This window comes from Marimonas arenosa, from assembly GCF_030848945.1.
GTDB classification, from domain to species: Bacteria; Pseudomonadota; Alphaproteobacteria; order Rhodobacterales; family Rhodobacteraceae; genus Marimonas; species Marimonas arenosa.
The window spans coordinates 1032599-1058696 of record NZ_JANHAX010000001.1 but is presented as its reverse complement, the minus strand read 5'-3'; the positions used below and the strand labels follow the sequence as shown (position 1 = coordinate 1058696).

Annotated in this window: 18 protein-coding genes and 1 tRNA gene; 13 read left to right on the top strand and 6 right to left on the bottom strand. The window is 61.1% G+C overall.

Annotated features, from left to right (window positions below; genetic code table 11):
* Window positions 1–78: 78 nt before the first annotated feature.
* Window positions 79–804, top strand: coding sequence for a hypothetical protein (locus NO357_RS05175; protein WP_306734540.1), 726 nt, complete (start codon window positions 79–81; stop codon window positions 802–804).
* A gap of 582 nt (window positions 805–1386) precedes the next feature.
* On the opposite strand, the gene NO357_RS05170 is transcribed toward NO357_RS05175, so the two are convergent.
* Entirely contained in the window at window positions 1387–2904 is a 1518-nt protein-coding gene (locus NO357_RS05170) for a hypothetical protein (protein WP_306734539.1), read from the bottom strand.
* Window positions 2905–3647: 743 nt separating this feature from the next.
* On the opposite strand from NO357_RS05170, the gene NO357_RS05165 reads away from it, so the two are divergent.
* Window positions 3648–4601: a PLP-dependent cysteine synthase family protein gene (locus tag NO357_RS05165; RefSeq protein ID WP_306734538.1), complete on the top strand. Its 954-nt coding sequence runs from the start codon at window positions 3648–3650 to the stop codon at window positions 4599–4601.
* 855 nt (window positions 4602–5456) lie between these two features.
* Window positions 5457–6533: a calcium-binding protein gene (locus tag NO357_RS05160; protein ID WP_306734537.1), complete on the top strand. Its 1077-nt coding sequence runs from the start codon at window positions 5457–5459 to the stop codon at window positions 6531–6533.
* 520 nt (window positions 6534–7053) lie between these two features.
* On the opposite strand, the gene NO357_RS05155 is transcribed toward NO357_RS05160, so the two are convergent.
* Both NO357_RS05155 and NO357_RS05150 read right to left on the bottom strand, forming a co-directional pair.
* Window positions 7054–7128: transfer RNA gene (locus NO357_RS05155), tRNA-Gly, on the bottom strand.
* An 85-nt stretch (window positions 7129–7213) separates the two neighbouring features.
* Complete coding sequence (locus tag NO357_RS05150; RefSeq protein WP_306734536.1) at window positions 7214–7606, bottom strand: MAPEG family protein; 393 nt, start codon at window positions 7604–7606, stop codon at window positions 7214–7216.
* 156 nt (window positions 7607–7762) lie between these two features.
* Here NO357_RS05150 and NO357_RS05145 point away from each other — a divergent pair, with 156 nt between their 5' ends.
* On the top strand, window positions 7763–8278 hold the full coding sequence (locus NO357_RS05145; RefSeq protein WP_306734535.1) for a hypothetical protein: 516 nt from the start codon (window positions 7763–7765) through the stop codon (window positions 8276–8278).
* A gap of 162 nt (window positions 8279–8440) precedes the next feature.
* On the opposite strand, the gene NO357_RS05140 is transcribed toward NO357_RS05145, so the two are convergent.
* Together NO357_RS05140 and NO357_RS05135 are read right to left on the bottom strand one after the other, a co-directional pair.
* A complete protein-coding gene (locus NO357_RS05140) occupies window positions 8441–11887 on the bottom strand; it encodes a pyruvate carboxylase (protein ID WP_306734534.1) in 3447 nt (1148 codons plus the stop codon).
* A gap of 227 nt (window positions 11888–12114) precedes the next feature.
* Entirely contained in the window at window positions 12115–13269 is a 1155-nt protein-coding gene (locus tag NO357_RS05135; RefSeq protein ID WP_306734533.1) for an alpha-hydroxy acid oxidase, read from the bottom strand.
* A 104-nt stretch (window positions 13270–13373) separates the two neighbouring features.
* Here NO357_RS05135 and NO357_RS05130 point away from each other — a divergent pair, with 104 nt between their 5' ends.
* The gene (locus tag NO357_RS05130; RefSeq protein WP_306734532.1) at window positions 13374–15719 is read left to right on the top strand and encodes an ATP-dependent helicase; all 2346 of its coding nucleotides are present in this window, start codon (window positions 13374–13376) and stop codon (window positions 15717–15719) included.
* Between the two features lie 458 nt (window positions 15720–16177).
* Here NO357_RS05130 and NO357_RS05125 read toward each other — a convergent pair whose 3' ends face one another.
* Entirely contained in the window at window positions 16178–16393 is a 216-nt protein-coding gene (locus NO357_RS05125; protein WP_306734531.1) for a DUF1127 domain-containing protein, read from the bottom strand.
* Between the two features lie 250 nt (window positions 16394–16643).
* Here NO357_RS05125 and NO357_RS05120 point away from each other — a divergent pair, with 250 nt between their 5' ends.
* From NO357_RS05120 to mraY, 8 genes are all read left to right on the top strand, one after another.
* A complete protein-coding gene (locus NO357_RS05120) occupies window positions 16644–17723 on the top strand; it encodes an Mrp/NBP35 family ATP-binding protein (protein WP_306734530.1) in 1080 nt (359 codons plus the stop codon).
* 701 nt (window positions 17724–18424) lie between these two features.
* Window positions 18425–18943, top strand: a complete 519-nt coding sequence (mraZ, locus tag NO357_RS05115; RefSeq protein WP_306734529.1) for a division/cell wall cluster transcriptional repressor MraZ — start codon at window positions 18425–18427, stop codon at window positions 18941–18943.
* Window positions 18943–19932 (top strand): 16S rRNA (cytosine(1402)-N(4))-methyltransferase RsmH, encoded by a 990-nt coding sequence (gene rsmH, locus NO357_RS05110; protein ID WP_306734528.1) that lies wholly within the window; start codon window positions 18943–18945, stop codon window positions 19930–19932. The genes mraZ and rsmH overlap by 1 nt, the downstream gene beginning before the upstream one ends.
* Window positions 19929–20273, top strand: a complete 345-nt coding sequence (gene ftsL / locus NO357_RS05105) for a cell division protein FtsL (RefSeq protein ID WP_306734527.1) — start codon at window positions 19929–19931, stop codon at window positions 20271–20273. The genes rsmH and ftsL overlap by 4 nt, the downstream gene beginning before the upstream one ends.
* Complete coding sequence (locus tag NO357_RS05100; RefSeq protein WP_306734526.1) at window positions 20270–22054, top strand: peptidoglycan D,D-transpeptidase FtsI family protein; 1785 nt, start codon at window positions 20270–20272, stop codon at window positions 22052–22054. Before ftsL ends, NO357_RS05100 begins: the two co-directional genes overlap by 4 nt.
* Window positions 22055–22076: 22 nt before the next feature.
* On the top strand, window positions 22077–23561 hold the full coding sequence (locus NO357_RS05095) for a UDP-N-acetylmuramoyl-L-alanyl-D-glutamate--2,6-diaminopimelate ligase (RefSeq protein ID WP_306734525.1): 1485 nt from the start codon (window positions 22077–22079) through the stop codon (window positions 23559–23561).
* Window positions 23558–24994: a UDP-N-acetylmuramoyl-tripeptide--D-alanyl-D-alanine ligase gene (locus NO357_RS05090; protein ID WP_306734524.1), complete on the top strand. Its 1437-nt coding sequence runs from the start codon at window positions 23558–23560 to the stop codon at window positions 24992–24994. The genes NO357_RS05095 and NO357_RS05090 overlap by 4 nt, the downstream gene beginning before the upstream one ends.
* Complete coding sequence (mraY, locus tag NO357_RS05085) at window positions 24995–26077, top strand: phospho-N-acetylmuramoyl-pentapeptide-transferase (protein WP_306734523.1); 1083 nt, start codon at window positions 24995–24997, stop codon at window positions 26075–26077.
* The last annotated feature ends 21 nt before the right edge of the window (window positions 26078–26098 follow it).

Sequence of the window (26098 nt, the reverse complement as noted above, 5' to 3'; positions counted from 1 at the left end):
TTGACACGCCACCCGGGGCGATTGCGAACAACTGACCTCACCGATAAGCTTTGGTGCGATGAAAAATGGAGACCGGTCATGGCTCTGCGCAGCGACGCCGCAATGGTGCTGTTCTACGATATCGAAGGCGACACGGACGATCACGACGACTGGCACAGCTACGAGCATTTCCACGAACGGCTGTCTGTTCCGGGTTTCCTGCGTGCAACCCGCTGGATCGCGACCGACGCCGCGCCGCGCTATATGGTGATCTACGAGGTGAGCAGCACCGATATCGGCATGTCGCAGCCCTATCTCGAACGGCTCAACGATCCAACGGAATGGACTGGCGCGATGATGCCTCGTTTCCGCGGCATGACGCGTGGATTCTGTAATATCACCACCAGCGTCGGCTTCGGCCTCGGCAGGGCTGCGATGGCGCTGCGTTTCCAGCCCGTAGCGGGAAGCGAGGCGGATCTGACGAACTGGCTCTCCAACGATGTGCTGCTGGCGATGGCGGATCTGCGCGGCATTGCCGGGGCGCATCTGCTGCAACCGGTCGCGCCGCCGCCGATGACACGCGAACAGGCCCTGCGCGGCGCCGACAAGCCGATGCCGTGGCTAATCATTGCCACCTGCTACGACGTCAGCGCTCTCGACGCGGCGGTCGCAGCGCATCTGTCCACCGAAGCCTTGCGGGCCAATGGGGCTGAGGACCTCATCTTTGCCCGCTACGCGCTGCACTACACGGCCGACACTGATGAGGTCGCGCGCACCGCCAAACCGCCTTCGCTATCGCCCGAGGGGCGCAGGCGACTGCCCTGATCCGGAAGCGCCACAACGAGCAAGCCGGGCGGCCGGCTCAGAGCCATAAGAAATAGTAGTGCAGTATGAACTGCGGAATTTTGAAGCCTGCTGAAGCGGCACCATGACTAAGGATCGGTTTGGGCTCGAAGCCGCAGTCCGAGGGGTTCGGTCGGAAATCTTGGGGCGGAACGTGTCTGCTTTCAGGAATGGCGAGTGTTGCCTTAGCACCCGCAGCGAAAATCCGTTTCCCGCACAAACTGCTTTCCACTTCCAATTTTGTGCGTTCTATAAGCCGGATGTATTCTAACTTGGAGGAACAGCAACTGGTGGCAGGCCTCAGTTAGTGCTACTCTTCAGGTGAACAGCCACCACACCTTGCAAACACACTCGGAGGCCCTGAAAACAGGTGAGCGCACTTGCGTCAATGTTCGTCAATGTTGGCTCACCAATCCACAAAGTGTACTAGTAATGAATATATAGAAACAACTCCCTTCTCCCTTCCAAAAAATGGGTTTCTTGTGTCTACACAAAAAACACAATCTACCAGATCTTCCAGTTCTCTTGAATAAGTTATCCCCAACTTTTTTGATCGCTTGTTTGTCAACCAGGCTTGTTGATCCAGTTTCGAAAGAGTTCAAGACTTCTCTTGTAGTATTGCGATCTGGCAGGGTTAATCTGCCTGTACAACTCTAAGTCGCGGGCCTCTTCGCCCTCTGTTCCTCGTTGCCCGTATCTGAGGTTGTAGTTGTAGCTAAGTTCCTGTTCGATATCTTCGGCTAACATACCCGCGTATTTTTTCTTCGCCGCAAAGTCTTGTCCGATGACCTGTTTGAACGCACTTTCCATCATCGACTCGAGCAAGCCTTCGAAACCTTGGCGAACAATGTAGCTGTCGTGGATCATTAGTATCGGTTCCTCCCACTCCAGAAATTGCCGAAGGATGACAGTTGATATCTGAGAATCGATATTTTGTAGTCTCAGCCCAACGTCGGAGTGAAAGTTCTTAGCTATCGGCAGGTGCAGGTTCTTCAGCGCGTCCACTGCCGATAAAACCTGATCGTTCGTCAAATGCTTCGTCCAATGGCCTTTCGGAGCTTGGTGTCGAAGTGCGGGAGCAACCTTTTCAATGGTCTCCGCATTGATAAGTATCAGAAGTAGTTGTTTGGCAAGGTTGCGAAGTTCGTGGGGGTCCTCATGGAGTGCAGCACCTGGCAATTGGTAGGGGTCGTCTCCTATCTCTTTCCAGTAGTCTATTCCTGCCTCAGCATACAGTATGGTTGGATGGAGACTGGAATAGTCGATCTCTATTGTAATGTGATCGTTGATCAGAATCTTGTCGCGCAGATGCTTCGGGCAGTTCGTCCACCAAGGTCCATGATAGCGCCCTCCAAGTTGGAAAGAACTGCGATTGAATACACGGTATACGTACTTCTCAGCCTGAGAAGCGATCAAATGCCTAGCATCTTGCTCGTGCTGGTCGATTGCCGCCGTCTCGGCATCAGGGATTGCTATGAAAGTCCGCCTCAAAAGGGCATTGTATCTGTTCAGCAGGTCGATTTCTTCGATGAAGCCATGCTCTAGCGGTGTGAACTCAACTTCATTCTTATCCATGTCTCGCAAGACGATTGGGAAACGATCCTCCCTGAACGAAATGTCGAACAGGCTAAAACGAGCGTCCTTGAATAGTTCGACAAGGTCATCCGTAGGCCAGATTCTGCTGATAAAGCCGATGCCGGTATTTCGGTTTCGGAATCCCTTCTCTTGTGATGCCAATCCCACGTCAACTAAACGGTCGGCCACATCTATGGTTAATCGTGAGATATATAGTTCGTTATATATGGACTTAGCTTTGTAAGCGTTTGACCCTCTTGGGTACGCGATCTTAAGATCCGGATCTTCACACCAAGCCACATACATATCAAGCAGTAGGACTTTAACGTGCCTTTTTCGGACGTCTGATTTCCAGCCGGCGAAGAACGTATCAAATATCATGTCCACAAAGGCGTTGACCTCGGGGTGATCGGACCAACGATGAATGTCCAAGCGTCGAGATTTCCTCAGAGCCAAGCCTTTGGCACCTGTTTCGTCGATTTCTAAACAGTCATCATCTTGCGGCATGCTTTGCGTTCTTCCCTGGGCTGTGCTTGTCCAAATTTCATTTCCACGAGGCGGTGGGAGAGAGAATTATATATCAATTACAATGGCTTTTGAGTGGGGCGGGCGCGGCGATCTTTACGCGAGGCGGCCGTGACAGCCTTGTCTCTAAGTAGGTGCCTCTAAACATGATACTAGCTGTGTTTCGATTGTCACATTTTTCGTCAGATTTTTTAGGACAAGCATACAGAAAAACATGGCCCCCAAGTCCCCGGGGGGCGGGACGGACCGCATGGTTCGTCTGTCAACTACCTCGACCAGGTTAGGGTCAATGAGTTTTGTGATTTGAAATCTAACAGTTTTTCCCTGATCAGTAGGAGCGGAATCACAATGATTGGTGTGACCGCTGGCTTCTTCTGTTTCTGAAGTGTTTGTGAACCGAAAATCATAAGTAACGCGCCAAGGCATAGGCGATACAAAGAAAACTTGCCCGTAGAGCGGGAATAAACGCCCATTTAGGGCATGCTAGGCATATTCATGGGGTTAGGTACCTGAACCGCTTTGAGAATGCCAAATTCATGGGTTTTTCTTGTTGTGCAATGTCCCAAGACATGAAGCTTTGCGGAGCGTCGGAAAGCCAGCTTAGAGCCTGGAAGCGATCATTGGCCTATCACGCGGCAACGACTGCAATGCGGACTTTTCGGTCGTCGCCCCTTGGCCCAATCCTGGTTGTTGATAACTTCGAACCAAATTGGCAGAGTCACGTTGTGCTTGCCGAGACGGAGGAAAGTGAAGTGCGTTCGGAAAATGCTCTAGGAGCGGTAGGCCGCACACCCTTGGTCAGACTGAAAGCGTTCGAGCCGGATGGCGGCGCAGAACTCTGGATCAAACTTGAAGGTGGCAATCCAACCGGGTCTTACAAGGACAGAATGGCGGTTTCGGTTCTGTGCCGCGCAATGGAGAGAGGCGAGTTGAACGTTGGCGACCGGGTCGTGGAATACACGGGAGGCAGCACAGGAACAGCATTGGCATTCGTATCTGCAGTACTCGGGCTGAGGTTCACAGCTGTGTTCTCTGACGCCTTTTCCGAAAGCAAACGCAAAGCGATGAAAGCATTCGGCGCGGAGGTGCTGGTCGAGAAAAGCGTGGATGGAACCATTACGCCTGACCTGATCCGACGTATGAAGGCGCGCGCTTTCGCCTTGGCTGAAGAACCCGGTAGCTTCTATGCCGATCAATTTGGATCACCCGACGTTCGCGCAGGGTATGAACCAATGGGTAGCGAAATCGCTGCCGATTTAGGCCGCGAAATCGATGTTCTGGTTTCGGCTGTAGGCACTGGAGCGGCCCTGATGGGGACAGCTGACGGATTGTCAAAGGAAGGAGTATCCCCAAATGTTGTGGCGCTTGAACCCCTACAGTCACCATTTCTCACCACCGGAAAAGGTGGTGCACATCGCGTCGAGGGCATCGGCGTTGGTTTCGAGCCGCCATTTCTCGATAGGGCGAAGGTCGGTGACATCCGCGCAATAGACCAGGAAATGGCATTCGACATGTGCCGCAGGCTGGCAAGCGGGGCTGGTATTTTTTGTGGCGGCTCCACTGGCTTGAATGTTGTCGCGGCAATAGAACTGGCACGTGAACTGGGTCCTGGGAAACGGATCGTGACCTTAGGCTGCGACAATGGATCGAAATACCTGGGTGGCCAAATCTACGCTTGAACAACTTCGCCCGCGTTTGGCTCCAACCTGACGTTCGCTGCGGTCTGGCCCAAGAGCAGCAATGCGGACGAAGCCGACCTTTGTGCCGGTCTTTTCTTGGTCCCTCCCCCTGCCAGATGACCAAAAAAGACCCGTTAGCGGCGTTGCAGCATCCGTAGTTGCGAAGTCCGGTTCACGAGCTCCTTTGGGGGCAAGTCCGTTTTCGGGTAGCCTTTTGAACGAAACCTCGAATCAAATGCAGCCATATGGGGGATATGCAGCATGACCACGACCATCCAGACTACAGACCTTGTTGGGACTGGTTACCAATTCCAGTATACGTCTACCGGCGACGACTTTATTGTTGCTCCCGGAACAACGATCGCTTCCAGTGATTCAATCGCTGTGTTTTCCAACTCTAGCGTCAACAATGTCGTATTCAGTAATTTTGGCACGGTTCTTGCTGCAAATAATGCTCTCAACCTAACCGGTACGGGAAACGACATTATCAACGGATTGACCGGAATTATCAGTAACAGCCCCAATGGCAGCCCTCAATTTACAGTTTATTCCGGAGCGGACAGCACAATAAGTAATCTTGGCGAAATTAGCCACGCTGGCGCTGGCTGGGCTGTAGTTGTCGGCGGCTCGGGTAATGACATCACAAATTCGGGCACGCTTTCCAGTACGGGTGGCGGTGTTCTATTTGGATACAGTGGAGGCTCGGGCACTCTGGTAAACACTGGTACTATCAGCGCTGGCGGACAGGGGACCTATGGCGGTGATGTTGCAAGTGCGGGTGTAGGAATCCAAACCATCGGCAACACGGTGGTCAACTCCGGGACCATTTCCGCGACTATAGCCGGTGGCGTTGTCATGAGTGGCTTGGTGGATCAAACATCGTTAACCAACCACGGGCTGATCATGTCGTCGCAGTCCTACGGTATCGATCTAACAGGGTTAACCTCCTCGGCTCAGACGGTATTCATCACCAATACAGGCACGATTTCGGGATATCTGGGCGGGGTCGCAGGTAGCGATGGTACCGAAACATTGGTTAATTCCGGTGAAATCATTGGCAGTGTAGCGCTTGGAGCCGGCGACGACAGTTTTGACAACCGCGGCGGCTCTGTCAGTGGCGAGGTCCGCGGCGGCGCCGGCAACGACACCTACATCACCGATAGCGCCGCGCTTCAGATCGTCGAGAACCCCGGCGAGGGCACCGATGAGGTGCGGTCGACGGTGCGCTACATCCTCGGCGACAATCTCGAGAACCTGACCCTGCTCGGCGCCGACGATATCAACGGCCGCGGCAACGGCCTGGCCAACCTGCTGACCGGCAATGTCGGCGACAACGTGCTCGAGGGCTTCGAGGGCGATGACAGCCTCAACGGCGGCGCCGGGCTCGACTCGCTCTATGGCGGCGAGGGCAACGACTCGCTGCGCGGCGACAACGAGGACGACTACCTCTCCGGTTTCGACGGCAACGACACTGCACTGGGCGGCAACGGCTTCGACGAGATCCTCGGCGGCAAGGGCGATGACAGCCTGCTGGGCCAGCGCGGCCAGGACACGCTCTACGGCGGCCCCGGCGACGACATTCTCAACGGCGGCCATGCCGACGATTCGCTGAGCGGCGGCAGCGGGTTCGACACGCTGACCGGCTATACCGGCGACGACACCCTGAGCGGCGGGCTCAACGCCGACCGGTTCGTGTTTTCCGACGCCGGCGGCGGTTTCGGCAACGACGTGATCACCGATTTCGCCGCCACCAACGACGCCGAGAAGATCGACCTCAGCGGCGTCGCCACGATCGCCAATTTCGCCGATCTCGCGGGCAGCCACATGACCCAGGTCGGCGCCGACGTGGTGATCGACGATCTGGCGGGCAACACCATCACGCTTCTCAACGTCAATATCGCCAATCTCGACGCCAACGACTTCATTTTCTGAGACAGCTTGAAGGGGTCCCGGCAAACCGGAACCCCTTCAGCTTGGCGATCTTTCGCAATTTTTGAAAGGTCCCAAATGATGTCCGCTTCGGGCTCTGTGAGGACGTTAGCTGCGGGTGTGATGAACGACCGTTGTGCGGACGAAGCCGTCATTCGATCTGAGCAAGATCATCCCAATCGATACGAAGCACCTTCCCGCTAAGGGAATGAGTTTTGAGATGTGTGTTCTTGGTTTTTTTACGAGATAATTTCTTTCTCGTTTGCATTGTTATGAGTGAGGTTCAGACACGGTTCGTTCCCATCGGACGGGCGTAGCTCAGGGGTAGAGCCTTTAGGGCAAAGCTGAAGGCTTTGTTCCTATGACGAAGCTTGCTTCGATCACCTTGCCGAGCAGCGTTGTCAGCTTTTTACCTATTCTAGGACAGCACTGAAGTCACGACTCACACGCAGCTAGTGTGATTCTTGGCTGGAATTTGTGATTCTGAAGAAGTACCCTCCAGCCCGTAAGTGGCTGGTTTTATTGGAGCGGGCGATGAGATTCGAACTCACGACCCTTACCTTGGCAAGGTAATGCTCTACCCCTGAGCTACGCCCGCGTCCTTGGGTAGCGGGGAGATATGAAATCTGACCGGGGGCTGCAAGGGAAAAATCACGCGTCGGCGGTTTTTCTTGGCCGGGGGGCTAGATCACCGCATGCCCGATATTGGCGAGCGCCGCAACGATCAGCATCGCGAAGGTGAGCACCATGCCCAATTGCCGCACGGGAACGATCTGTGGCGTGCGGCCAAAGCCATAGGCATGCATCAGCCGACCCAGAAGCAGGGTGCTGCCCAGCAGGTGCAGTGTCCAGTTCGGCGCGCCCTGCAATTCGGTCAGAGCCAGCAGGATCAGGCCCATCGGGGCGTATTCGGCGCAATTGGCCTGGGCGCGCATGGATTTGATCACGCCTTTGTCGCCGCCGTCACCGACCGAGACCCGTGCCGATAACCGGGCACGGATAACATTGAGGCTGAGGGCGACGAGCAGCAGTGCTAGAACGCCGGCATAGAGTGGGGTTACGGTGAGTACGGGCATTTGTGACCTTTCGGATTAGCCTGGCCGGGTTCCTTGCCGCCGGGTATTTAAATGCAAAGGCGTCGATCCGGCTGGCATGGCTGTGCTGGGTGTCGAACCCGCGGATTGCGGAAACGTAGCTGCAGCGGCGCAAACTGGGCAAGGGAGGGTTGCTGAATGCCTAGGATTTTCTGGTTCCTTCTGGCCGGCATGATGGCGGTCTGGCTGGCCATGAACCTCTGGACGGTCCCGACTATCGAAGAGATAAGCGGAGGGCTGCGCATTTTCGACATGCGGTTCACCGGCTATTCCTTCGACGAAGCACAGGCCTTTTTGGCGGCGCTGGGCGAGGAGGGGGCGGCGACCTATCTCGGGCTCCAGCTTTGGCTCGACTGGATATTCCCGGTGCTTCTGGGGGCGGTGCTGTTCTTGGGGTATCGCTGGCTCTATCCCGGATGGCCGGGGGTGGTGATCGGCGCGGTGTCGCTCTTCTATGTTGCGACGGATATCTATGAAAACATTGCCGTGGCCGCGATGCTGCGCGCCGGGGCCGAGGGGCTGACGCCCGAGATGGTGGTCACGGCCAACCGGTGGACCACGCTGAAATGGGGGATGGCGGTGGTGGGCCTTGTGATGCTGATCGTAGGGATCGTTATGAGACTTCGCGCGCGCCGTGCGGCGGCCGCGCCGTAAGGCCCGGCGCAAGGCAAGATCAGGCGAAGGCACCGGGTGCACGCCCGGGGTGGCGTCCGCCTCCCACCCCCGCGCGCCCCGGATTTGATCCATGGGCGCGTGTGGGGTGGGGAAAGCCGAGAATAACGGCTTATCGCCGGGCGTTCGGCGATTTGAGCCGAACTATTCGTCTGTGAACTCGACCAGCAGATCCTTGGCGTCGATCTGGCCGCCGGGGTGGGCGTGCACGGCCTTGACCACGGCGTCACGCTCGGCGTGGATGCCGGTTTCCATCTTCATCGCCTCAATGGTCAACAGCAGGTCGCCTTCATGCACCTGCTGACCGGCCGTCACGGCGACTGAGGCCACCACGCCGGGCATCGGCGCGCCAATGTGGTTGGCGTTGCCATCTTCGGCCTTGGGGCGCTGGGCGGTTTGCGATTTGACCAGACGGTTGGGTACCCGGATCACGCGCGGCTGGCCGTTGAGTTCGAAGAACACCTTGACCTCGCCATCCTCGTTGGTTTCGCCCACCGCCTGAAGCCGGATTTCGAGGATCTTGCCCGGATCGATCTCGGCACTGATCTCCTCGCCCGGTTCCATGCCGTAAAAAAAGGTCCGGGTGGGCAGGGTCCGGACCGGGCCATACGTGCGGTGGCGGCCCATGTAATCGAGGAACACCTTGGGATACATCAGGTAGCCGTTGAGGTCCTCGTCATCGATCTTGAAGCCTTCCAGCTCCTTGATGACCTGCGCGCGCACGGCTTCGAGATCGACCGGGTCGAGGTGTTTGCCGGGGCGCTCGGTGTTGGGTTTTTCGTCCTTCAGCACCTTCTTGACGATCCCCGCCGGGAAGCCGCCCGGCGGTTGGCCGAGATTGCCGCGCATCATGTCGATGACGGAGTCGGGGAAGGACACGTCGGTGCCCGGGTTTTCCACATCGGCGCGGGTCAGGCCTTGGCTGACCATCATCAGCGCCATGTCGCCCACAACTTTCGAAGATGGCGTCACCTTGACGATATCACCGAACATTTGGTTGACGTCGGCATAGGTGCGAGCGACCTCGGGCCAGCGCTCTTCCAGGCCCAGCGAGCGCGCCTGGGCCTTTAGGTTGGTGAACTGCCCGCCCGGCATTTCGTGCAGGTAGACCTCGGAGGCCGGGGCCTGCAGGCCGGCCTCGAAGGCGGTGTACTGCGCGCGCACGCCCTCCCAGTAATGCGAGATGTCACGAATGGCGGCGATGTCGAGCCCGGTGGCACGCTCGGTGTGGTCGAGCGCTTCGACGATCGAGCCGAGGCAGGCCTGGCTTGTGCCCCCTGAAAACGCGTCTATCGCGGCGTCGACCGCATCAACGCCGGCGTCGGCGGCGGCGAGGATCGTCGCGCCGGCGATACCGCTGGTGTCGTGGGTATGGAAGTGGATCGGCAAGCCGATTTCTTCCTTCAGGGTTTTGAACAGCACGCTGGCGGCGGCGGGTTTCAGAAGCCCCGCCATGTCCTTGAGCCCCAGAACATGGGCGCCGGCGGCCTCGAGCTCTTTGGCCATGTTGACATAGTATTTCAGGTCGTACTTGGCGCGGTCGGGGTCGAGGATATCGCCCGTATAGCAGATCGCTGCTTCGCAGATCTTGTTGTTCTCGACAACTGCGTCCATGGCAACGCGCATGTTCTCGACCCAATTGAGGCTGTCGAAGACGCGGAACACGTCGATGCCGGTTTCCGCCGCCTGGCGGACGAACTCCTGCACCACGTTGTCAGGATAGTTGGTGTAGCCGACGCCGTTCGACGCCCTGAGCAACATCTGCGTCAGCAGGTTCGGCATGGCCTTGCGCAGGTCGCGCAGGCGCTGCCAAGGGCATTCTTGCAGGAAGCGGTAAGCCACGTCGAAGGTGGCGCCGCCCCAGCATTCGACACTGAAAAGCTGCGGCAGGTTGGCGGCGTAGGTGGGCGCGACCTTGATCATGTCGATCGAGCGCATGCGCGTGGCCAGAAGCGACTGGTGTCCGTCGCGCATGGTGGTGTCGGTCATCAGGAGTTGTTTCTGGGCCTTCATCCAGTCGGCCACTGCCTGCGGGCCGTTCTGGTCAAGCAGTTGCTTGGTCCCCGGCGCCGGGTCGGCCTCGGCCTTGGGCGGTTTCGGGGCCCTCAGATCGGCGGGCGGCTTGGGCCTTCCCTGGGTTTCAGGATGCCCGTTGACCGTGATGTCGGCGATATAGGTCAGCACCTTGGTGCCGCGGTCACGGCGCTTCCTGAACTGGAAAAGCTCCGGCGTCTCGTCGATGAACGTGGTGGTGTATTCGTTCGAGAGGAAGGTCGGGTGTTTCAGAAGGTTCTCGACGAAGGCGATGTTGGTCGAAACACCGCGGATACGGAACTCGCGCAGGGCGCGGTCCATCCGGGCGATGGCCATTTCCGGGGTCGGGGCCCAGGCGGTGATCTTGGTCAGAAGCGAGTCATAGTAGCGGGTGATCACGCCGCCGGAATAGGCGGTGCCGCCATCCAGCCGGATGCCCATGCCGGTGGCCGAGCGATAGGCGGTGATGCGGCCATAGTCGGGGATGAAATTGTTCTGCGGATCTTCGGTGGTCACGCGGCATTGCAGGGCATGGCCGTTGAGCGTCACGTGATCCTGATCCGGCTTGCCGGTGGCCTCGGCGATGGATTTTCCTTCCGCGATCAGGATCTGGGCGCGAACGATATCGATGCCGGTCACTTCCTCGGTCACGGTATGTTCAACCTGGACGCGGGGGTTGACCTCGATGAAGTAAAACTGATTGGTTTCCATATCCATAAGGAATTCAACCGTACCGGCGCACTCGTAATTAACGTGCTTGCAGATTTTGTAACCGAGCTCGCAGATCTCGGTGCGCTGCAGCTCGGTCAGGTAAGGCGCGGGTGCCCGTTCGACGACCTTCTGGTTGCGGCGCTGGATCGAACAGTCGCGTTCGTAAAGGTGATACATGCCGCCATGCTGGTCGCCGAGGATCTGGACCTCGACATGGCGCGCGCGGGTAATCATCTTTTCCAGATAGCCTTCGCCGTTGCCAAAGGCGGCCTCGGCCTCGCGCCGGCCTTCCATCACTTTTTCGGGCAGCTCTTTTTCGCTCTGGATCGGCCGCATTCCGCGCCCGCCGCCGCCCCAGCTGGCCTTGAGCATTAGCGGGAAGCCGATTTCGCGCGCCTCGGCCTTGATCGCCTCCATGTCGTCGCCCAGCACTTCAGTCGCCGGGATCACCGGCACACCGGCCTCGATGGCGACCCGGCGGGCACTGGCCTTGTCGCCTAGCGCGCGCATGGTTTCTGCCTTGGGGCCAATGAAGGTGATGTCGTTGGCGACGCAGGCATCGACGAAATCGGGGTTTTCACTGAGCAGACCGTAGCCCGGGTGGATCGCGTCGGCGCCGCTTTCCTTGGCCACGCGGATGATTTCGTCAATGCTCAGATAGGCGGCCACCGGCCCCAAGCCCTCGCCGATCCGGTAAGCCTCGTCGGCCTTGAACCGGTGCAGGCTAAGTTTGTCCTCTTCCGCGAAGACCGCCACGGTGCGTTTGCCCATTTCGTTGGCGGCACGCATCACGCGGATGGCGATCTCGCCCCTGTTGGCGACAAGGATTTTCTTGAAGTCTGGCATTTGCAGCATCCCCCGATCTGATGCGTCACGCGTGGATTTCGTGCGCTTTGCTAGCCCGCTGCCGCAGTGCAGCGCAAGTGGCGCCATGGCCGCACTGCAATATTTCCGTAACAATTGGCCGGGGTGTGAACAGACACGACATTTTCTTTCGAAAACACTGGCCGTGGAGAAAAAATCCTCTGCGCCGGCGGCGACGCGATGGCAGTATCATGACCCCCTGCGCCGGTTCACCGGTCGAAACCTTCCGGAAGGGGCACAAGGCGCGTTGGCAGGTCGGTTAGGGTCTCGACTCCGATCTGGCCGAGGTTGGAGATGAGATCGCGTTCCAGCACCTCTGCCAGGTGGTCAGGGCCGCGCGCGCCCAAGGCTCCGACGGCATAATGCCAGGCGCGGCCCAGCATGACGAAATCGGCCCCGAGGGCGAGGGCGCGCAATATGTCGAGCCCGCCGGCGATGCCGCTGTCGAAGATGATCGGCAGCGACACGGCCGCGCGCATCGCCGGCAGCATCTCGATCGAGGACGGCGATCCGTCGAACTGCCGGCCTGCGTGGTTCGAGAGCCAGATCGCGTCAACCCCTTCCCGTTCCAGGACTTTCGCCTGCTCGGGGTCCATCAGGCCCTTGATCATCAGCGTTCCCTGCCATCCGTCGCGCAGGCGTCGGAGGTAGTCCATGTCGGGCGAGGCCCGCAGGATGTAGCCGATATGTTCGGTTGGCGGCAGAGAGCGATCTTCGCGCATGTACTTGTCGAGCGTCCGCATCCGCGGTCGGCCATGGGGCAGAAGGCTCAGCGCCCAGGCCGGGCGGCGGACGATCTGCCACAGGATCCGTGGCGTCAGCATCGGCGGATAGGTGAGCCCCGAACGCGTCTGCCGCTCGCGTCGCGACGGCGTGGGGACGTCGACGGTCAGTGCGATGGTGCGGAACCCGGCGGTGCGGACCCGTTCGAGCATGTCGGCCAGGATCGTGGGGTCCTTGGGCGGGTAGAGCTGGAACCAGCCATGCTCGCCCAGGCTGGCGGCCATGTCTTCCGGCGATTGCGTGGCCACGGTCGACAGCGAATAGGGGATGCCTTTCCGCGCCGCCATCTGGGCCAGCAGGTGTTCGGCCCCTGGCCACATCAGCCCCGACATGCCGACCGGCGCCACGCCAAAGGGCAGCGACAGCGTTTCGCCCAACAGGCGGATGCTGAGATCCGGGTTTTGCATCCCATGCAGCACCGAGGGCATGAACAGCACCTCGTCGAGCTTTTCTCGGTTGCGCCGGGTGGTGGCCTCGGCGCCGGTGCCGCTGTCGAGATATTCGAAGGCGAAATGCGGGATGCGCTTGCGGGCGCGCGCCTTGAGATCGGAGAGGCCGGGATATTTCGAATGCAGGTCCATGGTGCGTATTGAGGGTCGCAAGGCCGGGTTTGTCCACAGAATTTGGCGGAACAAGGCGAGAACATCTCTTTATCTCGGTTGGCGTAAAGGTTAACTTGGCGGCCATGAGCAGTTTCGACGACTCCGAGGCTTTCGAGGCGGCATCCCTGTCGGCGCGCGCGATGGCAGCGCGACCGGTGCCCTATCTCGATGAGTTGAACCCGGCGCAACGCGATGCGGTCGAGGCGCTGGATGGCCCCGTTCTGATGCTGGCCGGGGCCGGTACCGGCAAGACCAAGGCGCTGACAACGCGCATCGTGCACCTGCTGAACATGGGTAAGGCGGGTCCAAACGAAATCCTCGCCGTGACCTTCACCAACAAGGCGGCGCGCGAGATGAAGGCGCGTGTGGGCCGGTTGCTGGGGCAGACGATCGAGGGAATGCCATGGCTGGGCACGTTCCATTCGATCTGCGTCAAGCTGCTGCGCCGGCATGCCGAACTGGTCGGGCTGAAATCGAACTTCACCATTCTCGACACCGACGACCAGTTACGGCTTTTGAAACAACTGGTTGCGGCGGCGAACATCGACGACAAGCGCTGGCCGGCGCGGCAACTGGCCGGAATCATCGACCACTGGAAGAACCGCGCTTGGACGCCCGACAAGGTGCCCGCGTCAGAGGCCGGAGCCTATAACCATCGCAGCACCGAGCTTTACGCGCAGTATCAGGTTCGACTCAGGGAGCTGAACGCGGTGGATTTCGGCGACCTTCTGCTGCATGTGGTCGAGATTTTCCAGAAACATCAGGATGTTCTGGAGCAATATCAACGCAGGTTCCGCTATATCCTGGTGGACGAGTACCAGGACACCAACGTCGCCCAGTATCTGTGGCTGCGGCTACTGGCCGGGAGGCACAAGAACATCTGCTGCGTTGGCGACGACGATCAGTCGATCTATGGCTGGCGCGGGGCGGAAGTGGGCAACATCCTGCGCTTTGAGAAGGATTTTCCCGGCGCCAAGGTGGTGCGGCTGGAACAGAACTACCGCTCGACCCCACATATCCTGGGCGCCGCCGGCGGGGTGATCCGGGGCAATGAATCGCGGCTCGGCAAGGAGCTCTGGACCGAGAAGGACGCTGGCGAAAAGGTCCGGCTGATCGGCCATTGGGACGGCGAGGAAGAGGCCCGATGGATCGGCGAGGAAATAGAGGCGATGCAGGGCGGCACCCGCGGCATGCGCCCGTTTTCATTGGAGGAAATGGCGATCCTGGTGCGCGCGTCGCACCAGATGCGGGCCTTCGAGGACCGGTTCCTGACCATCGGTCTGCCGTACCGGGTCATCGGGGGCCCAAGGTTTTACGAGCGGATGGAGATCCGCGATGCCATGGCCTATTTCCGTCTTGTGGTCAGCCCCGAGGACGACCTGGCCTTCGAGCGGGTGGTTAATACGCCCAAGCGGGGGCTGGGCGACGTGGCCCAGAAGAAGATCCAGACCATGGCGCGCTCGAACGGGGTATCCTTGGTCGACGGGGCCAGGTTATTGTTGGATGCCAAGGGCTTGGGCGGCAAAGGTGCGGCGGAGTTGCAACGCTTTGTCGACAACCTGGCGCGGTGGAGCCGCATGGTGGGCAGCCCCGAGTTGAGCCATATCGAACTGGCCGAAATCATCCTCGACGAGAGCGGTTACACCGAGATGTGGCAGAACGACAAGAACCCTGATTCACCGGGGCGGCTGGAAAACCTCAAGGAACTGGTCAAGGCACTGGAGCAATTCGAGAACCTGCAGGGGTTCCTCGAACATGTCAGTCTGATCATGGACAATGACAGTGGTGACGATGGTGAAAAGGTCAGCATCATGACCCTGCACGCGGCCAAGGGGTTGGAGTTTCCGGCGGTGTTCCTGCCGGGCTGGGAGGACGGGCTGTTCCCTTCGCAGCGCTCGATGGACGAGAATGGAATCAAGGGCTTAGAGGAAGAACGTCGACTGGCTTACGTGGGCATCACGCGGGCCGAAGAGCTGTGCACGATTTCCTTTGCGGGCAATCGCAGGGTGTTCGGGCAGTGGCAGTCTTCTATGCCGTCGCGGTTCATCGACGAATTGCCGGAGGACCATGTCGAGGTGCTGACACCGCCGGGGCTTTACGGCGGCGGGTATGGCGCGGCAGCGCCACGCACGGGAGGCATCGAGACCCGGGCGGCGGAGGCCAATGTCTATAACTCGCCAGGCTGGAAACGGATGCAGAGCAGGATTCAGGATCGCCCGGTAAGTCAGCCGAAAGAAAGCAGAAATCAGGTCATCGACCTGGACGCTGTGTCAAGTCACACGACGGGCGAACGGGTGTTCCATCAGAAGTTCGGTTATGGCGAAATCATCGGGATCGAGGGCGACAAGCTGGAGATCGCGTTTGACAAGGCCGGCACCAAGAAGGTGATCGCCAAGTTCGTTTGCGGCGCCGACGACATTCCGTTCTGAAAACGGCCAACCGCGCAGGTTAACGCCACCGCACGGTCGAAGGCGCCGGTATGGCAGCCTGGCTGGCAGGCTGGCTGGCAGCGCGTCTGGCGCGCGGTGGCGCAAGGATTCGGAAAGGGTCAGGGTTAAAGGGGTGTGCGATGCTGAATTCCGTCGCGGAATTCGGTCCTTTTTCCGTCACGGAAAAAGCCGCGCGCTGTGCCAATGGTGCCTGCCAAAATCCTAGAAGGATATTTTTTAACCGACTACTGCGACGGAATTCGGTCGCGCAAAAAAGAAAACGGCGGCGCCCGGGAGGAGAGGTAGGCGCCGCCGTCTCATTCTTGCGGCGGGGTCAGGGAGGAGGAGAGACCCCGGCGCAATCCGAATTGTTGTGGCGGCGGAGCCTAGGGAGGAGGAGTGGCTCCACCGCCAAATCAGCAGCCCCAGGGAGGAGGTGGGGGCCTCTGATCTCTATGTTATCCGCGCGCTCCGTAGACGGCCTCGTAGGCCGCAGCACGCGGGCTTTGCCGCGAAAACCCCAGGTCGGAGCGCTCGCGATCACTCAACTCAGCCAGTTCCGCAAGAGTGCGGCGGTAGAGCCGATACTGGTTGAAGCGTTCGGTCAGAACTTCGATGGCGGCTGCAAAGCCAGCGGCACCGTGAGTGCTCTGGGCTGTGTTTGCATAGGCCATTTTCACTTTCCTTCCGGACGGTTTCGCTTCGTTAAAGGAAAGATAGGTTAATGCTGCAGGTGCGAAAACCCCTTGATGATTCAATGCTGCCATGCAGCATTTGCATACGTGACCCAGGGTAAAGGTAACGTGATTTCAGTAGGTTGCGGGTCGTTGCGTTCATAACCTGCCTTGAAAATGTGCATTTGCGCTTGAAATCGAGAGAAAAACCGACAAGTTCGGTTGGAATTCCCAGGAGAGGCTGAAAACCATGGCACTGACCCGCGACCGCATTCTTGAGGAGCTTGACCGGATCCAGGTACCCGATGGCGGCACGTTGGTGTCGCGTGGGATGGTGAAGGCGCTGTCGGTCGATGCCGGACAGGTGCGATTCGTGATCGAGGCGCCGACCCCGGACGACGCGCAGAAGATGGAGCCGATCCGGGCCGCGGCGGTGAAACTGGTTGGCGACCTCGACGGCGCCGATGGTGTCTCGGCGGTGCTGACCGCGCACGGGCCGGCGCCGAAGGCCCCGGCAGCACCGCCGCCGGACCTGAAGATCGGCCGCCACCCGGTGCCGCAACAGGGCAAGATCCTGCCTCCGGGGGTGAAGAAGATTATCTCGGTAGGATCGGGCAAAGGCGGGGTCGGCAAATCCACCGTTGCCGCCAACCTTGCGGTCGCGCTCGCGCGGGCGGGTAAGAAGGTGGGGCTTTTGGATGCCGATATCTATGGGCCGAGTCAGCCGCGAATGATGGGGATCGCGGGCGGTCCGCAATCGGGACCGGATAATCGTCTGCTGCCGCCGGAAGCCTTCGGTGTGAAAGTGATGTCGATCGGGCTGATGCTGAAGGAGGACCAGGCGGTGGTCTGGCGCGGGCCGATGCTGATGGGGGCGTTGCAGCAGTTCCTGACCGATGTCGACTGGGGGGAACTCGACGTGCTGATTGTCGATCTGCCGCCAGGAACCGGCGACGTGCTGCTGACACTGGGCCAGAAAAGCGAGCTGGCCGGTGCGATCATGGTTTCGACGCCGCAGGACGTGGCGCTGATCGATGCGCGCAAGGGGATCGACATGCTGAACCGGCTGGAGGTGCCGGTGATCGGGCTGATCGAGAACATGAGCGTCTATCACTGCCCGAAATGCGGGCACGAGGAGCATGTGTTCGGTCACGGTGGCGTGGCCGCAGAGGCCGAAAAGATCGGCGCGCCGTTGCTGGCGCAGCTGCCGATCGACCTCGAGACCCGGTTGGGTGGCGACGAGGGCCGTCCGGTGGCGGCGGGCGATGGCGTGATGGCCGAGGCCTACGCGACGCTGGCCGGGCGCTTGATCGACGGCGGCGTGGTCTGACCCGACCGGTTCTTCTTTCCAGGCAATCTCGGCGGCCCATAGCAGGACTGCCCGGCCACTGCTGGCCCGGGCAGGCGCGGGACAATGTGGGGCGCGCCGTGGGAAATCGTGGGACATGCAGCCCTGACCGTGGCCGTGGGACGAATCAATTTGCCTGAATCGGAGTGATTCGCAGCATTTTCCACCAGGATCGGATATACTCCGGCCGGATTTCTGCGATGTATTGAAGAAAATCCGGGAAATCATGGGAAAAATTCTTCCAAGCAGCGGCATACCATATTTAGTGGTTGATGGATCGCTTTCCCGCTGAGTGTGGTGGTGATTGGTCGGATGACGCCCCTATATCTTGTTTTGGAGGGGGTGTTGAAACAAGATGATGTGCCGCTTTCCCGGAAAAAACTGTTGATTACCATGAATTCCCATGTCATCCCTAATAGCACGATGAGGACGGGATGAAGGGGCAGCGAAGAACCCCGAAACAAAATCTCCCAAAGTCAGGTTTCATACAGGCACCCGCTTCATCGAAACGAAGAGATCCGGCGCGCGGGCGAGCAGACATCCCCCCAGGTGGCGCGCGCAGCTGGACACCCGCTTAGAGCGGGACGAGGGCGGCGGATCGATCAGTGGCAGCAGATCGATCCGCCGTTTTCATTCACAGCCCCCGGGACGCTGGGGCACGAGACGGGAAAGGCCGAGGGACAGTGGCCCAGAGGTTCAGAGGCGAGAGCCACCACAAGGTGGACACGAAGGGGCGGGTGAGCATCCCGGCCTCTTTTCGCCGTGTTCTGGAGTCGGGTGACCCGGAATGGAAAGACGGCCTGAACCCGAACCTGGTGATCGTTTACGGCGATCACCGCCGGAATTACCTGGAATGCTATACGATGGAGGCGATCGAAGAGGTCGACGGCCAGATCGCGGCGCTGCCGCGCGGCTCGATGGAGCGCAAGATGCTGCAGCGTCTGTTCCATGGGCAGTCATTTCCGACCAACGTGGACGATACCGGCCGACTGGTGTTGCCGGCGAAACTGCGCGCCAAGATCGGTCTGGAGAACGAGGCCTTTTTCATTGCCGCGGGCGATACCTTCCAGATCTGGAAGCCCGAAACTTATGAGGCGGAAGAGCTGGCGAAAACCGAAGCCTGGCTCGACGAGCTGCCGGATGATTTCGATCCGTTGATCTATCTCGACAAAGCCCAGAGTTCATCCGGGAGTGAGGGATAATGGCGGCCGCTGCCCGAGCCTCCGATGAGCCCCCGCATATCCCTGTTCTTTTGCGCCCGCTTCTGCGGGCGATTGCGCCGGTCAGGGGCGTTTGGCTGGACGGCACCTTCGGCGCGGGCGGCTATACCCGTGCGCTGCTGGAGGCTGGGGCAGAAAAAGTGATCGCGATCGACCGTGATCCAGCGGTGTTCGAGATGGCGGCAAGCTGGGCCGGGGCGTATGGCGACCGTTTGGAACTGGTGCGGGGCACGTTTTCAAGGCTGGACGACTGCGGGCATGACCTCGACGGGGTGGTGCTCGATCTGGGGGTCAGCTCGATGCAGCTCGATCAGGCCGAGCGCGGGTTTTCTTTTATGGCCGACGGGCCGCTCGACATGCGGATGAGTCAGGAAGGGCCGAGCGCCGAGGACATCGTCAACGAGGCCGACGAAGCGGACCTGGCCAACATCCTGTTTCACTACGGCGAGGAGCGGGCGAGCCGGCGGATTGCTCGCAATATCGTCCGGGCGCGGGCCGAGGGGCGCATCACATCGACACTGCAACTGGCGGAAATAGTTGAGAAATCGCTGCCACGGCAGAAGCCGGGCCAGAGCCATCCAGCGACCCGCAGCTTTCAGGCGCTGCGCATCGCGGTGAATGATGAATACGGTGAACTGGCCGAGGGGCTGGAGGCGGCCGAGCGGGCGCTGAAGCCCGGTGGCCAGCTGGCGGTGGTAACCTTCCATTCGATCGAGGACCGGATGGTGAAACGGTTCTTCGCCGAGAAATCGCGCACCGGCGGCGGCAGCCGTCACGCGCCGGAAGAGGTGCACGTACCGGAATTCGAGATCAAGACGCGCAAGGCCATCGGGCCAGACGACCGCGAGTTGGCGGAGAACCCGCGCAGCCGCTCGGCCCGGCTGCGGGTGGCGGTGCGCACCGAAGCGCCGGCGACGCCGGTCGACCGCAAGGCGATCGGCATGCCGCAACTGGGGAGAAAGGGCCGATGAGAAGCCTGCTTTACTTGATGACATCTCTGGTGGTGATCGGACTTGCCTTCTGGGCCTATCATGAGAATTACAAGACCCAGGAAGTGCTGGGCGCGACCGAGGCGCTGCAGAGTGAGATCGGCTTGAAACGCCAGCAGTTGGGGATGCTCCGGGCGGAATGGGCCTATCTCAACCGGCCCGAGCGGTTGCGCGAACTGGCCGAAATCAACTTTCCGCGCCTGGGTCTTTTGCCGCTGTCGCCGGAGCAGTTCGGGCGGATCGACCAGGTGAGTTATCCGGTCGAACCGGCGCTGGACATCAGCAATGCGATTGACGTCGCTTCCGACGGAGGCCGCGAATGACCCGCACCCCGCTGCGCCCGCTGGCCCGGATTCTCGAGGCCCGCGCCAAGGGCGAAAACCCCGACGCAATCGAACGTGAGAACACCCGCGCCCGCCACGAGGAGATGCGCGACGGCGCCCGCGCGCGGGCCGAGGGGCGGCTTCTGGTTCTGGGTGTGATGTTCTTCTGTGCCTATGCGGTGATCGGCGTGCGCATGGGGTTGATGGCGAATTCCGACCCGGTCGAGCCGCGTGCCGCGGCCAGCGCGGCGCGGATCGTGGCGCAGCGCGCTGATATCACCGACCGCCGCGGCCGGGTTCTGGCCACCAATATCGAGACCCACAGCCTCTATGCCCATCCGCAGCAGATGATCGAGCCGGAGCGGGTGGCCGAGGCGCTGGTGAAGATATTCCCCGATCTCGAGTTCAAACGGTTGACAAAAGACTTCACCGGCAAGCGAAAATTCGTCTGGATCAAGAAGAAGATCAGCCCCGAGCAGAAGCAGGCGGTGTTCGATATCGGCGATCCCGGGCTGTTGTTCGGCCCGCGCGAGATGCGGCTTTACCCCAATGGCAAACTGGCCGCGCATGTACTGGGCGGCTATTCCTTCGGCAAGGAGGGCGTGGACGCGGCCGAGGTGATCGGCGTAGCCGGCGTCGAGCGTGTGTTCGACGACTTTCTGCGCGACCCGGCCGAGGAGGGCAAGCCGTTGCAGCTGTCGCTTGACCTGACAGTGCAGGCGGCGGCCGAGCAGGTGCTGTTTGGCGGCATGAAGCTGATGAACGCCAAGGGCGCGGCCAGCGTGTTGATGGACGTGCAGACCGGCGAGGTCTTGAGCGTCGTCAGCTTGCCGGATTTCGACCCCAACGACCGGCCGCGGCCGCCGACCGAGGGCGCGCCGGACGACAGCCCGCTGTTCAACCGGGCGGTGCAGGGGGTCTACGAGTTGGGTTCGACCTTCAAGATCTTTACCGCCGCACAGGCGATGGAACTGGGGTTGGTGAACCCGTCGACCGTAATCGATATTCGCGGGCCGCTTAAGTGGGGCAAGCACAGGATTCGGGATTTCCACAATTACGGCAAGGAGTTGAGCGTCACCGACATCATCGTGAAAAGTTCGAATATCGGCACCGCACGGCTGGCGCAGATGGTCGGGGCAAAGCGACAGCAAGAGTTCCTCGGGGCATTGGGATTGTTGGAAAAGGCCCCGGTCGAGATTATCGAGGCAAGGGGGTCGACACCGCTGTTGCCGCCCAACTGGTCGGAGATTTCGACCATGACGATCTCGTACGGCCACGGCATTTCGGTCAGCCCTATGCATCTGGCGGCAGCCTATGCGACGGTCGCCAATGGCGGCACCAGGGTGGTGCCGACGCTGTTGAAGCAGGCGGGGCCGCAATATGGCGAGCGGGTGATGAGCCGGCAGGTGGCCGCGGCCGCGCGCGAGATGTTGCGCAAAGTTGTGACCGACGGCACCGCCAGCTTCGGCGAGGTGCCGGGCTATGCGGTGGGCGGCAAGACCGGCTCGGCCGACAAGCCGAAACCGCGCGGCGGCTATTACAAGGACAAGGTGATCGCCACCTTTGCAAGCGTTTTCCCGGCGCATGATCCGAAATACGTGCTGGTGGTAACCCTCGACGAGCCCGAGACCTTGGCCCTTGGTGAGGTGCGGCGCACCGCGGGTTGGACGGCAGTACCGGTGGCGGCAGAAATGATCAACCGCGTGGCTCCGCTTCTGGGCCTGAGGCCGCAGGTTGAGCCCGGGCAATTGGCTGGTATAACGCTGACATCTTCGAACTGATCCAGAACGAGACGCGGGGCGCATGGGTGGGCAGGCGAAATCCTTGAGCGAGCTGGGCCTGACCGCCCTGCGGGGCCGTGACGCGCGCGTCACCGGGCTGGCGGTGGATAGCCGTGAGGTCAAAGAGGGGTATCTTTTCGCCGCGCTGCCGGGCACCAAGATGCACGGCGGCGAGTTCATTCAATATGCGCTGCGCATGGGCGCGGCGGCAATTTTGACCGATGCGGCGGGGGCGAAGATCGCCGAGAAAGAACTGGCGGCGAGCGACGCGGCGTTGGTGATCAGCGAGGATCCGCGACAGGTGCTGGCCTATACGGCGGCCTTGTGGTTCGGGCGGCAGCCGAAAACCATGGTGGCGGTCACCGGCACCAACGGCAAGACCAGTGTGGCGAGCTTTGCCCGGATGATCTGGACCGAGCTGGGGCATGAGGCGGTGAACCTCGGCACCACCGGGGTCGAGGGGGCGTGGAGCGCGCCGCTGGCACATACCACGCCCGAGCCGATCACCCTGCACCGGGTGCTGAAGGCGGCGGCCGAGGCCGGGGTGACGCACGCAGCGATGGAGGCATCCTCGCATGGATTGGCGCAACGGCGGCTCGATGGGGTGCATCTGAAGGCGGCGGGGTTCACCAACTTCACCCAGGATCACCTCGACTACCATGCCTCGTTCGATGCGTATTTCGAGGCCAAGGCGGGACTGTTTGCCCGGGTGCTGCCGGAAGACGGCGTGGCGGTGATCAATATCGACGACCCGCGCGGACCCGACATGGCGGCAATTGCCGCCGGGCGCGGCCAGAAGGTGCTGGCCGTGGGGCGCACCGAGGGTGCCGATCTGCAACTCACGGCGCAGCGTTTCGACGCGACCGGCCAGGAAGTGTTTTTCAAGTGGGGGGCCAAGGGGTTCCGCGCCGATCTTAGACTGATCGGCGGGTTCCAGGCGGAAAACGTGTTGCTGGCCGCGGGGCTGGCGATCGGCTGCGGCGAAGAACCTGAGCGGGTGTTCGAGACGCTGGAGCACCTGGGCGGGGTGCGCGGGCGGATGCAGTTGGCGGCGCAGCGCGCCAATGGCGCGGCGGTGTTCGTCGATTATGCCCATACGCCGGACGCGGTGAAAACCGCGCTGCAGGCGATGCGGCCGCATGTGCCGGGGCGGATCGTGGCAATCATCGGCGCGGGCGGCGACCGCGATGCCAGCAAGCGGCCCCTGATGGGGCAGGCAGCGGCCGAGGCAGCCGATGTGGTGATCGTGACCGACGACAACCCCCGCAGCGAGGATCCTGCGGCGATCCGGGCGGCGGTGATGCAGGGCTGCTCCGAGGCCAACGAGGTCGGAGATCGGGCCGAGGCGATCCTGCGCGGTGTCGATATGCTGGGACCGGGTGATGCTCTGCTGATCGCCGGCAAAGGGCACGAGACCGGGCAGGTCGTTGGCGACGACGTGCTGCCCTTCGACGACGCCGAGCAGGCCAGCGTCGCGGTGGCGGCGCTGGAAGGGGGGCTGGCATGAGCCTGTGGTCGAGCGCAGAGGCGGCCGAGGCGACGGGGGGCCGCGCCGTCGGAGCGTGGGCCGTCGATGGCGTCTCGATCGACACCCGAACGCTGAAACCGGGTGATCTGTTCGTGGCCCTGAAGGATGTCCGAGACGGCCATGATTTCGTGGCCCAGGCGCTGGAGGAGGGGGCTGGCGCGGCGATGGTCAGCCGCATCCCGGAGGGCGTGGCCGCGGATGCGCCGCTGTTGATCGTCGATGACGTGTTGCCGGCGCTGGAGGCGCTGGGCCGGGCCGCGCGGGCGCGGACGCAGGCCCGCGTGGTGGCGGTGACCGGGTCGGTCGGCAAGACCTCGACCAAGGAAATGCTGCGCGACGTGCTGAGCCGGCAGGGCAGAACCCATGCGGCCGAGGCCTCTTACAACAACCACTGGGGTGTGCCGCTGACGCTGGCGCGGATGCCGGCCGACACCGAGTTCGCAGTGATCGAGATCGGCATGAACCACCCCGGCGAGATCGCCCCGCTGGCGAGGATGGCGCGGCCACATGTGGCGATGATTACCACCGTGGCCCCGGCCCATCTGGAGGCCTTCGAGTCGATCGAGGGGATTGCGCATGAGAAAGCCGCGATCCTCGACGGGTTGGAACCCGGTGGCGTGGCGGTGCTGAACGCCGATCTGAAGACCTCGCCCATCCTCGAGGACAAGGCCCGTGCGGTCGGCGCGCGGTTGGTGCGATTCGGCGAGACGCAGGGCGACTACCGGCTGGAACGGGTGACGCTTGCCGACGAGATCACGGTCTGCGAGGCACGGGCGGGGGGCGCCCCCCTGATTTTCAAGATCTCCAGCCCGGGTCGGCATTTCGCGATGAACGGGCTGGGGGTGCTGGCCGCGGTGGAGGCGCTGGGCGCCGATCGCGACATTGCCGCCACTGACCTGGCGCGCTGGCGGCCTCCGGCCGGGCGAGGCACGCGCGAGATGGTCGTGCTGGACGATGCGACCGAGGCAGAACTGGGGCTGATCGACGATGCCTTCAATGCCAACCCGACCTCTATGGCCGCGGCGCTGGAAGTGCTGGCGGCGGCACGACCAGGCACGGTCCCGCTGGGACAGCGCGCCGGCCGCCGCATTGCCATTCTCGGAGACATGCTGGAACTGGGCGACGGTGAGGCGGAAGACCATGCGGCGCTGGCCGATTTGTCCTGGATGACGTCGGTTCAGGTGGTGCATTGCGTCGGGCCGCGGATGAGGTATCTGCACGAGGTTTTAAAGCCGGCGCAGCGCGGGGACTGGGTCGAGACCGCGCCCGAATTGGTCGAGCGGGTTCACCGGCTGGTGCATGCCGGCGATATCGTGCTGGTCAAGGGGTCGAAAGGGTCAAAGGTCAGTCTTGTCGTTGACGCGATCCGAAAAATGGGCCATCCGGCCGCCAACCAAGAAGGGGACGCGTGAATGCTGTACTGGTTGACGGCGCTGTCGGACGGCGGGGATTTCTTTAACCTTTTCCGCTATATCACTTTCCGGGCCGGCGGCGCGTTCATGACCGCGCTGCTGTTCGGCTTTCTGTTCGGCCCGCCGCTGATCAACGTGTTGCGCCGTCGCCAGGGAAAGGGCCAGCCGATCCGAGAAGATGGGCCGGAAAACCATTTCGAAAAGGCCGGCACGCCGACCATGGGCGGGCTGCTGATCGTCGGGGCACTTCTGACCTCGACGCTGCTCTGGGCGCGGCTCGACAATCCTTTCGTCTGGCTGGTGCTGTTCGTCACCATGAGTTTCGCCGCCATCGGGTTTGCTGATGACTATGCCAAGGTGAGAAAGCAAACCACCGCAGGAGTGCCAGGCAAGGTTAGGTTATTGTTGGGTTTTGTGATTTCCGGTGTCGCGGCGTGGTGGGCAACGATGTATCATCCCGAGGCGCTGCAATACCGGCTGGCGCTGCCGGTGTTCAAGGACACGCTGATCAACCTCGGTTATCTGTTCATTCCCTTTGCAATCATCGTGATCGTTGGCGCCGCCAACGCGGTGAACCTGACCGACGGGCTCGACGGGCTGGCGATCATGCCGGTGATGATCGCCGCCGGTACGCTGGGGGTGATTGCCTATGCGGTGGGCCGGGTCGACTTTACCGAATATCTCGACGTGCATTACGTACCCGGCACCGGCGAGGTCCTGATCTTCACCGCTGGCCTGTTCGGCGGCGGCCTTGGGTTCTTGTGGTACAATGCCCCGCCGGCGGCGGTGTTCATGGGCGATACCGGCTCGCTCGCCCTGGGCGGGGCGCTGGGTGCGATTGCGGTGGCCACCAAGCACGAGATCGTGTTGGCCATCGTCGGCGGTCTGTTCGTTGTCGAGGCACTGAGCGTGATCATCCAGGTTTTGTATTTCAAAAGAACGGGTAAGCGGGTGTTCCTGATGGCGCCGATCCATCACCACTACGAGAAAAAGGGCTGGGCCGAGCCGCAGATCGTGATCCGGTTCTGGATCATCTCGCTGATCCTGGCGATGGTCGGGCTGGCGACGCTGAAGGTGCGGTGAAGGCAATGCCGGGGCACCTCT

Excerpts from the sequence above, each read along its gene's own strand:
- NO357_RS05175 (WP_306734540.1), top strand. The coding sequence starts at position 79 with ATGGCTCTGCGCAGCGACGCCGCAATGGTGCTGTTCTACGATATCGAA.
- NO357_RS05170 (WP_306734539.1), bottom strand. The coding sequence starts at position 2,904 with ATGCCGCAAGATGATGACTGTTTAGAAATCGACGAAACAGGTGCCAAA.
- NO357_RS05160 (WP_306734537.1), top strand. The coding sequence starts at position 5,457 with ATGAGTGGCTTGGTGGATCAAACATCGTTAACCAACCACGGGCTGATC.
- NO357_RS05150 (WP_306734536.1), bottom strand. The coding sequence starts at position 7,606 with ATGCCCGTACTCACCGTAACCCCACTCTATGCCGGCGTTCTAGCACTG.
- NO357_RS05145 (WP_306734535.1), top strand. The coding sequence starts at position 7,763 with ATGCCTAGGATTTTCTGGTTCCTTCTGGCCGGCATGATGGCGGTCTGG.
- NO357_RS05140 (WP_306734534.1), bottom strand. The coding sequence starts at position 11,887 with ATGCCAGACTTCAAGAAAATCCTTGTCGCCAACAGGGGCGAGATCGCC.
- NO357_RS05135 (WP_306734533.1), bottom strand. The coding sequence starts at position 13,269 with ATGGACCTGCATTCGAAATATCCCGGCCTCTCCGATCTCAAGGCGCGC.
- NO357_RS05130 (WP_306734532.1), top strand. The coding sequence starts at position 13,374 with ATGAGCAGTTTCGACGACTCCGAGGCTTTCGAGGCGGCATCCCTGTCG.
- NO357_RS05125 (WP_306734531.1), bottom strand. The coding sequence starts at position 16,393 with ATGGCCTATGCAAACACAGCCCAGAGCACTCACGGTGCCGCTGGCTTT.
- NO357_RS05120 (WP_306734530.1), top strand. The coding sequence starts at position 16,644 with ATGGCACTGACCCGCGACCGCATTCTTGAGGAGCTTGACCGGATCCAG.
- rsmH (WP_306734528.1), top strand. The coding sequence starts at position 18,943 with ATGGCGGCCGCTGCCCGAGCCTCCGATGAGCCCCCGCATATCCCTGTT.
- ftsL (WP_306734527.1), top strand. The coding sequence starts at position 19,929 with ATGAGAAGCCTGCTTTACTTGATGACATCTCTGGTGGTGATCGGACTT.
- NO357_RS05100 (WP_306734526.1), top strand. The coding sequence starts at position 20,270 with ATGACCCGCACCCCGCTGCGCCCGCTGGCCCGGATTCTCGAGGCCCGC.
- NO357_RS05095 (WP_306734525.1), top strand. The coding sequence starts at position 22,077 with ATGGGTGGGCAGGCGAAATCCTTGAGCGAGCTGGGCCTGACCGCCCTG.
- NO357_RS05090 (WP_306734524.1), top strand. The coding sequence starts at position 23,558 with ATGAGCCTGTGGTCGAGCGCAGAGGCGGCCGAGGCGACGGGGGGCCGC.
- mraY (WP_306734523.1), top strand. The coding sequence starts at position 24,995 with ATGCTGTACTGGTTGACGGCGCTGTCGGACGGCGGGGATTTCTTTAAC.